We start from the raw sequence: 9,715 nt of genomic DNA, 5'->3' as shown, positions 1-9,715 counted from the left end.
CCGGATATGCCCCTTTTGCAACATGGCGGAATAACAGCATTAAATTTTACGCCCCATACGCCTTTGCAGGGGGGGGTGAAAAACGGCCCGTTTTTGCCCCGTTTTTACCCCCCTCCCCCAAAAACCATGCTTGCAACGCCTGAAATATAAGGATAAAAAAAGACAAGCCCCACAGGGGTGTTCACGGCTGGCCGTGGTTGTGACTACTTCCAAATACTGGATTAGGTTCTAGTCATACCCACAGGGGTGTTCACGGCTGGCCGTGGTTGTGACTAGGAATACCAGCCGTCAACAGCTTACTAGGCCCACAGGGGTGTTCACGGCTGGCCGTGGTTGTGACAAAAAGTGGAGCATAGAGATAAAATTTATTAACCCACAGGGGTGTTCACGGCTGGCCGTGGTTGTGACTTATCCACAATGCGAAGAACTTCGGTTTCAACCCACAGGGGTGTTCACGGCTGGCCGTGGTTGTGACTGATAGACAGACTGGCGCCTTTCAGCCCACCACCCACAGGGGTGTTCACGGCTGGCCGTGGTTGTGACCTTTCAGACCATACAATAGCTGAGACATTTCCCACAGGGGTGTTCACGGCTGGCCGTGGTTGTGACACGACCACATAGGCAATCTGCCACAAAATGCCCACAGGGGTGTTCACGGCCGGCCGTGGTTGTGACTTCTTCGCCAACTTTATAGCGCGGAAGTGCGCCCACAGGGGGCTTCACGGTCGGCCGTGGTTGTGACTTGACTTCACGGGCAATCTGCTCAGTGTCCTTCCCACAGGGGGCTTCACGGTCGGCCGTGGTTGTGACTCATGCAGGTCAGGGTCGAACATGCCGCAGGCCCACAGGGGGCTTCACGGTCGGCCGTGGTTGTGACTCCACTTCTGCACCGAAAGACATGGTGCTGTTCCCACAGGGGGCTTCACGGTCGGCCGTGGTTGTGACCTTTCCAAAGCCGCATTATAAAGATAATTCCACCCACACAGGGCTTCACGGCCGACCCTCAAAGGTACAGAAAAGCCCGCCTCTTCGCTGAGAAGAGGCGGGCTTTGTCATGATGCGGGATACGTTTCCGCGCTATGCTTCGTTGCCGCAGCGCCGCGCGAAGCGCTCTGCGCAAAGTTCCACCAGCATGTCCTCACGGGGCGCCCAGCCCATGTCGCGGGCCACCGTGCCCCTGTCCATGCCGTAGCCGCCGTTTTCGCCTATGCGGCGGCCCGTCAGCACCGTGTAGGGGGAACCGCTCCCCTCAAGGTTCACGGCCTCCAGCGCCACGGGGCAGGATTCCCCACCCTTCACCAGCAGGCGCGGCCAGGGGCCGTCCGGCTGCATGGTCATGCCGCCCCACAGGGTGGCGGCTTCCTCCATTTCCACATCGGGCCAGAGCCGCCCCAGGCTGCGGGTACGGTCGCCGCCGAGGGAAAGGGAAGCGAAAAGCTCCGGCCACGATACGCGCCTGTCCCCGCAGGCCATGCCCGCGGCATCGAGAGAAACGCCCTCCTCTTCTGCGGGGCGCAGCCATACATAGCCTTCCATCCTTGTGGAGGCCATGCTTCCCCGGGCATGGGCAAGCAGCACTTCCGTTTCAAAGAGCCTGCCCTCTTCGGCGGAGCGGGTGGCGTCATCCAGCCCCACGCCGTAGCGGGAACCCATGAAGTCGGCCTCCAGCACGGCACGGTCGTCCTCCACCCAGGGAAAGAGCGGCCTTTCCCCGCCCCTGTCGCCGTAAAGCACGAAAAAGGGCGTGGCGCGCACGGCGTTCAGCACGAGCTTTTCCACCTTCTTGTACGAGTCGCGCCTGTCGGGCAGGCCCAGGGCCGCCACGGCTGCGGGCACAAGGGCGTACAGGGGCAGATGCTGCGGCACAAAGGGGAAGGCGCGCGCCACAAAGCCCAGCACCAGAGAACCGCAGTGCATGTCGGAGCGCAGGCGGAAGCGAACCCTGAAGCAGCTCCAGCTCATTTTCCTTCCTCCTTTTTCAGACGGCTGAGCGCCTTGCAGTGATAGCGGGCAAAGGTGAGCGCCCCTTCCAGCACACGGCGGGCCATGAAAAGCGTTTCCATGTCTTCCGTCAGGCGGCGCATGGCCGTGAGAAGTTCGAGCATGCCTTCCCTGCCCATCCCCGGGGGCACGTCTTTTTTCGAGATCAGATTCACCTTGTCATCGGCAAGCAGCGAAGCCAGGCTCTTCAGCACATGCAGGCCGAACTTGTCCTTGTTGCATGTCAAAAGAAACACCGTCATGGCGTACACGCCGTTTTCCACCAGCACGTCCAGGGCCTTGGTCACGATGTTTTCCCTGTCGTCAAGACCTGTCTTTTCGTCTTTGTACAAGGTCACCAGGTCCATGCCGTAACGCGCACACACAGGCTCAAGATTGAACGCGGCCATCACTTGCCTCCCAGGAACCTTACGCGGCCGAAACCGCGCGTGCACATACCGCCCATGCCCAGCACGCCGCACAGGGAAAGGGCCTTGTCGAGCAGCTCGTACGCCTCAGCCGTGTTCACGGGGGCCTCGGCGTCGGCCGTAGCCGCCGTGCGGCAGCGCGCCTCATCCAGCCCCACCTCAAAGGCGAGAAGCGTGGCCGAAGGAATGGCCTCGTAGGTGAAAAGCTTGCCCTGCGCCGCCGCACCGGTGAGCGGGTCGATGCTCACCGAGGTGCGCACTTCAAGATTGCTGTTCACAAGTTCGGCAAACAGCCGGTCCGGGGCCAGCGCCAGGCGGGAAAAGCGCTTCGACACCTCTTCGCCGAGCATGTCGCGCAAGGGTTTCAGCGCATCGCCCGCGCTCTTCGCATCCAGGTACAGCCAGCCTGCGTTGAGCTTTTTCCCCGCCAGGTTCCAGTCCACCAGCAGGGTGTCCTCGTTCAGTACGGGCACGTCCTTTTCCGGCAGAACCTGCGCCAGAGCGGCGGGAGAGGTCACCCACACCGGCCCGGCAATGGTGCTTACCGGGAAGGCGATGATGTTCCCGTCGTAAAAGCGGAACAGACCGATATGGCTCTTCGCCCTCTCGCCGGTGGCGGCATAGCCGAACAGGCGGCAGGCCATGCACCTGCCGCAGTTGCCCTTGTCCGCCCCGGAAGAAGAAACGCAGGCCATGGCCTTTTTTCTCTCCTCCCCTTCCAGAACCTGCACCAGATAGGAACGCGCCACACCTGCAAGGCTGGAACCGGGAACCTTGGGCAGGCCGCTGCCCGCGTCGCGGACGATGGTGTTATCCACACGGCCCAGGCGGTAACCTCCCGCGCCGATATGCAGCGGATCAAGCGTTACGGCAAAACGAATACTCATACTGTCTTCCTTTCCTATTTGGTGATGAAATCCGACCATTCACACATATCGAAGAACGAACCGTCCACGGCGAAGGGCAGAAGCGCCTCCGCGTCGTCGGCCATGGTCACGGCGAGAATGTCGCGCGCCATGCCGTGCGAAGCGGAAGATTCGTCGCGTGCGTCTTCCCAGGCGCCCCAGTTCAGGTGCAGCCCGGCCAGAAGTTCCAGCGCGTTCTTGCGCTGGCACCTCCCCTCTTCCGAAGCCTTGAAGCGCCCGCCCTCATCGAGCCACGGGCCCCAGGTTTCCAGCACTTCCAGCGGATAGGGGCGCGGCCCCAGGCGGCGCATCATGTAATGGGGGCGGCCTTCCCCCTGCCTGCCGTAGCGTATGTCGTAACGGCGCACCGAGGCATCGAGCACCTCGAAATCAAAGCTGGAAGGCCACACACGGCAGCGCATTCCCGGGGAAAGTTCGGAAAGATGCACGGGGAAGGTCTCCCCTTCCCTGTAGTACCAGGTGCGGTACACGTCTTCCCTTAAGGAACCGCTCGCATCTTTGTTGGACAGAAGGCGCGGCACATTCCACACGGCCTGCCGCCCCCCTGCCGTGCGCCAGACAAGGCGGATCACTCCTTCGCGCCGCTCCACGGAACGGATTTCCCACACTTCCGGCCCCAGCTTTTCCGCCAGTGTGCGGAAACGCCTTGCCGCGTCCATGGCAATGTACAGCGGGGCCTTGCGCCGGAACACGCCCGCCGAAAGGTGCAGCGGCAGAATATGCCGCACCTTGCCGAAGCGTTCGGCATAGCGCGCCTGAATGTCGCGCAGCACACGCCATGCGTCCCTTGCGGGCACAATGAACTGGAAGCTCGTCACGTCCTGCGTGAGGGGCAGGCGCAGCCAGTCGGCCTCGTCCATGTCCGTACTGCCGAGGCCGGAGGCCCATGCCGTGAAGGCGCAAAGCTCTTCCCACACCCGGGCGAGGCGCGAGGGGGCCGGGTGCTCACGCGCACCCCACAGCAGTATGCCGGAAACGATGTCTTCCTCCTTTTCCGGCAAGGTGCCCCCGAACACCATGCGCCGCACGATGTCTTCAATTCTGGACTTCAGATCGAGGCCCACGGCCTCATCGGAACACCAGCCGTCCTTGTCCTTCTTTGCAAACATCCTCGCATCCATGCCGAGCAGGGAGGCGAACTCTTTGCGCAGATCGTCCTCCTTCCCCTGTAGGGGGGAAAGCTTCCGCCAGGCCTCACGCGCATCGCGAAAGGCTTCGCCCCAGTTCTTCCCCCCGGGAGGGGTGAGAAGGTGCGCCCAGCCTGCTTCCCCCTCGCCGCGCAGCGCTTCCAGAGAAAACACGCCCTGAATGAGGGCCACGCGCGCGCCCGTATCCGCCGCGCCTTCCTCGTCGGCCTGCATGAAGGTAAGGAAGGCGCCGCTCTTTGCTCCCGAAAGGTTCGCGCCCATGCGGTCCAGATACTTTCTCCCTTCCTCCGCCACGTCCAGGCAGGCTTTACAGGCCTTGTCGGCGCTGCCGCCGGAACGGTTGCCGTCAAACTTCAGCGCATGGACGCCGCAGCGCGGACAGACCTGCGTTCTGCCCTCGCTCTGCCACTGTTTCCGCCACGCAGGTTCCGCAGGGCCGCTGCGAAGCGCCGGGCCGGCATCCCGCCAGAAGGAAAGAAAATCGCCGAGCTGCAAGCCCACGTCGCAGCCGTGAACGCTCCACGAAAGTTCCCCGTCCGTGATGCGGTTGCCGAGCTCTTCCATGCGCGCGTACAGATCTTCGAGCATGTGCGCGTACAGCCCGCTTTCTCCGGCAAGGGCCAGATCCGGCACAAGAAAGCAGATGCCGGATCTGTCGCGGTACAGTTCGTTGCCGAGGCAGTATTCCGTTTCCACCGCGTTCTTCAGCGCATCCGCCACCTTCTCCATGCGCAGGGTTCTGCCCACGATTTCAAAGGAGCGCATACTGCGCGCCATGCAGGCGTCGCCGTCCCAGCGGAAGGCCAGAAGAGAAAGGCGCTGGTTCACATGGGCAAGCTGTTTGTGGCGCAGCAGCCCTTCCCAGCGGCCGGAAAGCAGGCACCCCGCAAGAAGCGCCTTGAATATGCCCGCCACGGAGGCGGAATGCTGCCAGAGGCTCACGTCGTTGTTGGGCAGGCGGGTTTCCGCAAGGTGGCGGCCGCCGTAAAGGCGCAGAAGGTTCCGCACCTTTTCCCGCTTCCCGGGCAGTTCCTCATCACTCCAGCTCTTCCAGCCGTCCAGCGCCTGCACAAGGGCCTTGCGCAGGTTATGCGCGTCTTCCTGCAGCGATGGCAGAGTGATGCGGGCTTCCTCCCGGCCGAAGGGCGAGGTAAGGAAAATATCCCTGCCCTGCATGTTTTCCGTGCTGCTTTCCGACCCCTTGGTGTACAGCGAGTCCGCATTGTCGGCATACATGACAAGGGGCATGAAGTACGAAAAATTTTCATCCGCCGAAGTGCCGACCGGACTCTTCCACCATGGGTACACAGATTCCCAATTACCCAAATCATCCCCGGAATGATGTCCCACAAGCAGGGAGCCCAGCGCCTGCAGCGGCTTGCCGGGAACGGCGTCCAGCCAGTCCCCCAGCGGTTCGCACAGCCTCTGCTGCAAAGCTGCAAGGGCCTCGTCTCCTTCCAGATTGCGGATAAGAAAATCCTTCGTATGCACGGGGCTCAGAGGAAGCTGAACTTCTCCCTTTTTGTCCCGCGGTACGGGCAGGCCGAGCCGTTCGAGAGATTCCGCACAGTTATTCCCCTCGGTTCCCGCGCTTACGAAATACGCGTTCAGCTTGCCCACGTCGTGCAAAAGCGCCATGATTTCCGCACGCAGTACGGTGCGGCGCAATGTTTCCTGCGTCATTTCAGCCATGCGCCCATCTCCTTCACGCGCTTTTTCACTTCGTTTTCAAAGTTGTTCCGCAACGAAGACTCATATTGCCACTTTACCTTCTCCTCCGGCGCAGGGGCGGACGCAGGGGCAGGCGCGGGAGCCGGGCTTTCGCCGGCCTTCTTCCGCTCCTCGAACTTCTGCCGCACCGCCTCCACGAAGGCCTCGCGGTTCTTGAATTTATTGTTGAACTTTATTTTCGTAAGCTCCAGCGCGGCCATGCAGCGACTCTTGCTGTACAACTGCTCGCTGTAGGGCCGAAGGTTGCCCTTCTCATCGACAAGTTCCTTCCACGCCTCTCTGGCTGCAACAACCTTGGAATCCTCAGGAGCCCTGGCAGCCTGAGCCGCCTTAAGCTCTTCCTGCTTCGGCGCGCCCTTCATGTACAGGCGGCCGACGGTAAAGACCGCCTGGCCCCAGCCCGCCGAACTTTTGGCCGAAAGGCCGCCGTGATCCAGAAGATGCAGGAGCGCCTCCACCAGCGGCCCCATCAGGCGCGGGGCGGCGTTTTCCCTGTTGAGCAGCAGCAGGAAAAGGCTGCCCGTTCCCCCGGCCTTCACCACCTCGTACTTGATGGGCTTCGTACCCGCCCCGCTGGTGCGGTTCTGCGGGTTGATGACCTCCACATCCGTTCTGCCCTGCCAGAACACGGGCCACAGATACAAAAGCCCCTGCCGGGAAAGGGCGTCGTCCCCGTCTGCCGCTTCACCGAACAGCAGGGCCTCATCCTCTTCGCTCCCGCCGCTCATCCTCCACGCCCAGTGCAGAAGCCCTTTGAGCCCGGCGGCCGAAAGGCAGGGCGTATGGAACACATGGTGCCGCCGCAGCACGTTGTCCGTGGGGTAGAAGGGCCTGTCGTCCCGGCTGAAGAAGGGGCTTTGCAGCGTCACGCCCACTTCCAGAAGGCAGGAGCCGTCCGGCAGAAGGCGCATGTTTTCCGGCGTAGTGGGAAAAAGCCAGTCCTTCCACGCCTTCAGGTCATCGCCCGTACCGCATTCCCTGCCGGCGACCAGGCCGGGAAAGCCGCCTGTGGAGGCTCGTTCATCGCCGTCCTTGGCAATATTCCCCACCTCGTCGTAGGCGGTGAGCACCTTCAAAAGTTCCGCGTGGGCGGTGCGGCTTTCAAAGGTGCTGCTTCCCGTTCTGAGGTCCCCGGGGAGGGTATCCATGCGTTTCTGATCCCTCCGGCAGGCTTCTTCCCAGTCCTCAAACGCCGCAAGAAATTCCAAAGGCGTTCCCATTATTCTTCCCTCCACGGCGTTTCGAGCATGGCTTCCACATACGCGCGCCACTCCTTCGGCGAAGAGGCGTCGCGCGCGGACTGAAATTCCTTCCACGTCAGGTTCGGGCATATGCTGCCGAGGGCCTTTTTCAGATTGTCGAGAGCCTGTTGCCTCATGCCGGGCCAGACGGAAGCGGAAATTCCTTCAATGCCCTTTTCCGGCATCCAGCCCCAGCCGTAGAGCTGCCCGCCCTCCGTCACGCCCAGGGAAACATGACTGCCCACGGCCACTCCGCCGCCCTTTCCCTGAGGCATATAGCCGCATACCCAGTGCCGCAGCTCCTTATGCGCCGCATCGTCCCGCAAGGGGCGCATGGCCTCACGCAGAAGGCGGCGCAGGCGGACGATGTGGGCGAAATTGCCGGGCAGGGCTTCCCCCCGGGAGGCGTTTCCTGCCTGCCCCTGCACTCTCTGGTTTTCGTCTTTCTTCATGCTTATCGCGCCCGGCACTTTTTTCTGAAGCGCCGCCCCGTCGAGCTTCCCCTTGAAGAAGTAAAAATCCTTCAGGTCGGCAAACCCCGCGCCGGGCTTCGCCTGCCCATCCACAGGGAGGGCGGCTTCCTTCACTGCGGCCGAAAGCGCCTCGCGGTTCGTCATGCCCACAAGGCCGCAGCCGTACTGGTCAAGGGCGCCCAGCGTTCCGTATTCCAGCATGAGGAACACGGCGGGCAGCATTTCCGGCGGCAGGCACACTTCCCCCTTTTCGCGCGAAAGCGGCCAGGAAAGAGGCCTGCGGCAGGAAAGGGCAAGCGCAAGACTCCCGCGCCAGCCCTGGGAAAGTGAGTAATAATACCTCTTTCCTCCCGCCTCAAATATCGGGACGCACTTTTCGATCTTCTGCCCGCCCTGCACATTCCCTTCCGGCTCTATGCGGAGGGTAAAGGCCCGGGCCAGCCCCGTACATCCGAACACATGGCAGGCCGCGCATACGTCCTTGTTCTGCTTACCCTGCCCTGCGTGCTCGGCTTCAACATGGCAGGCCGCGCATACGTCCTTGTTCTGACCGTACACTTCCTTCTTTTTTTCATGTGTACAGTCGCACACCTCATGCCCGAAGGAACGCAGAAACGCCTCCGTCCAGAAGCGCATTCCCCCCAGCAGGGAACTCCCTTTTATGGATGTCATGGTTGTGTGATCCGAACCGCCGGTCCAGATACCGGAGCCCGGCAGTGTTTTCAGCTCAAAACGCACTGTTTTTGTCATGTGCCCACCTTGTTTGAAGCCTTTCGGGAACAAGTATTTTCCCTTCTCTTAGCAGAACGGCACTCCTTTTCCAAGAGCGCCGGGTAACAATTCTACAGAAAAATTCTCCATCACCGGCCTGCCTCTTGTGCAGAGCCTCATCGTTGCACACCATACGCCGGATACTCCTGCAGCACCTTGCTTCTTATTACGGAATCGCAAATCCACTTTCCGGACGCTTTTCCCGAAATATATGTTCCGGTTTGAAATATAAGGATAAAAAAAGACAAGCCCCACAGGGGGCTTCACGGCCGGCCCCGCCCCGAAGGGAACAGAAAAGCCCGCCCCTTCGCTGAGAAGAGGCGGGCTTTGTCGTGTGGGTTAAGGGCGCTTCCGCGCCCGGGGCATCCGGCAGGCGGTGTTCGCTCCCGTTCCGCTGTTGCGCCTGCCGGTACGTCTGCCGGGCGCTTGTTCCGCGTGCCTGTCCCTTCCGCATGGCTCCTGCGCTTTGCCCAAGCGCCGGGCCCTCCGCTCCTGCCCGGGCTTCCCGCCATACCTGCACCCCTCTGAAAACACGCGCAAAGGCGGCCGCCCGCGCCCCGCTGTTCATGCCGGGCCTTTTCACGCCGCACGTTTCCACGCGCCTGCTCCGTACAAGCGCTTTCTTCCGGCAGATGCCGCAAAAAAAAAACGCCGTCTTCCCAAACACGGCGCAACATTCCGTATATGCCTTGCGGAAACGGCACGGCCCGCAAGGGCGCATCCCTGGAACCTTCTGCACGGAGGCAGTATGGACATTCTTTTCTTCATCGCCGTCGGGCTTCTCTTCTCCTTTCTGCCGATGCAAACAGCGCTGCTGATCGCCGCGGCCGGCGTCGGCATTCTGCTCCTCCTCGACCTGTGAGGCGGCTTTTTGCCATACCTGCCCCCCCTCTGAAAACACACGAAGGGGCGGCCGCCCGCGTCGCCATTCCTCGCGCCCGCCTGCCCCGGGGCGGCATCGTGCCCCACGCTCTCCGGCCGTGCAGGGCGTGTGCGGAACATACACCTTTTTTTGCC

6 protein-coding genes and 1 CRISPR repeat array are annotated in these 9,715 nt (G+C 61.9%); all 6 genes read right to left on the bottom strand.

The genetic code is table 11. The annotated features are described in order from the left end of the window. Positions 1 to 168 precede the first annotated feature (168 nt). A CRISPR array of direct repeats spans positions 169 to 1,013; the repeat unit is 36 nt; unit sequence CCCACAGGGGTGTTCACGGCTGGCCGTGGTTGTGAC. A gap of 64 nt (positions 1,014 to 1,077) precedes the next feature. The 6 genes from Q0K07_RS12150 to cmr1 are packed head-to-tail and all read right to left on the bottom strand — an operon-like array spanning position 1,078 to position 8,677. Continuing rightward, positions 1,078 to 1,962 (bottom strand): hypothetical protein, encoded by an 885-nt coding sequence (locus Q0K07_RS12150; RefSeq protein WP_294559573.1) that lies wholly within the window; start codon positions 1,960 to 1,962, stop codon positions 1,078 to 1,080. Next, positions 1,959 to 2,390, bottom strand: a complete 432-nt coding sequence (locus tag Q0K07_RS12145; RefSeq protein ID WP_294559572.1) for a hypothetical protein — start codon at positions 2,388 to 2,390, stop codon at positions 1,959 to 1,961. Before Q0K07_RS12145 ends, Q0K07_RS12150 begins: the two co-directional genes overlap by 4 nt. After that, positions 2,390 to 3,295, bottom strand: a complete 906-nt coding sequence (gene cmr4 / locus Q0K07_RS12140) for a type III-B CRISPR module RAMP protein Cmr4 (RefSeq protein ID WP_294559571.1) — start codon at positions 3,293 to 3,295, stop codon at positions 2,390 to 2,392. The genes Q0K07_RS12145 and cmr4 overlap by 1 nt, the downstream gene beginning before the upstream one ends. Positions 3,296 to 3,309: 14 nt before the next feature. Beyond that, positions 3,310 to 6,174 carry a hypothetical protein gene (locus tag Q0K07_RS12135; protein ID WP_294559570.1) on the bottom strand — a complete coding sequence of 955 codons (2,865 nt, stop codon included), beginning with the start codon at positions 6,172 to 6,174 and terminating at the stop codon, positions 3,310 to 3,312. Next, a complete protein-coding gene (locus Q0K07_RS12130) occupies positions 6,162 to 7,433 on the bottom strand; it encodes an RAMP superfamily CRISPR-associated protein (protein WP_294559569.1) in 1,272 nt (423 codons plus the stop codon). Before Q0K07_RS12130 ends, Q0K07_RS12135 begins: the two co-directional genes overlap by 13 nt. Beyond that, a complete protein-coding gene (gene cmr1 / locus Q0K07_RS12125; RefSeq protein WP_294559568.1) occupies positions 7,433 to 8,677 on the bottom strand; it encodes a type III-B CRISPR module RAMP protein Cmr1 in 1,245 nt (414 codons plus the stop codon). The genes Q0K07_RS12130 and cmr1 overlap by 1 nt, the downstream gene beginning before the upstream one ends. Between the last annotated feature and the right edge of the window lie 1,038 nt (positions 8,678 to 9,715).

The organism is uncultured Mailhella sp. (assembly GCF_944324615.1).
In the GTDB taxonomy this organism is placed as follows: Bacteria; Desulfobacterota; Desulfovibrionia; order Desulfovibrionales; family Desulfovibrionaceae; genus Mailhella.
The sequence above is the reverse complement of the archived record's forward strand: the minus strand, read 5'-3'. Positions and strand labels throughout refer to the sequence as shown.

What these genes read in the sequence shown, in the direction of transcription:
- Q0K07_RS12150 (WP_294559573.1), bottom strand. Translation starts at nt 1,962, where the DNA reads ATGAGCTGGAGCTGCTTCAGGGTTCGCTTCCGCCTGCGCTCCGACATG.
- Q0K07_RS12145 (WP_294559572.1), bottom strand. Translation starts at nt 2,390, where the DNA reads ATGGCCGCGTTCAATCTTGAGCCTGTGTGTGCGCGTTACGGCATGGAC.
- cmr4 (WP_294559571.1), bottom strand. Translation starts at nt 3,295, where the DNA reads ATGAGTATTCGTTTTGCCGTAACGCTTGATCCGCTGCATATCGGCGCG.
- Q0K07_RS12135 (WP_294559570.1), bottom strand. Translation starts at nt 6,174, where the DNA reads ATGGCTGAAATGACGCAGGAAACATTGCGCCGCACCGTACTGCGTGCG.
- Q0K07_RS12130 (WP_294559569.1), bottom strand. Translation starts at nt 7,433, where the DNA reads ATGGGAACGCCTTTGGAATTTCTTGCGGCGTTTGAGGACTGGGAAGAA.
- cmr1 (WP_294559568.1), bottom strand. Translation starts at nt 8,677, where the DNA reads ATGACAAAAACAGTGCGTTTTGAGCTGAAAACACTGCCGGGCTCCGGT.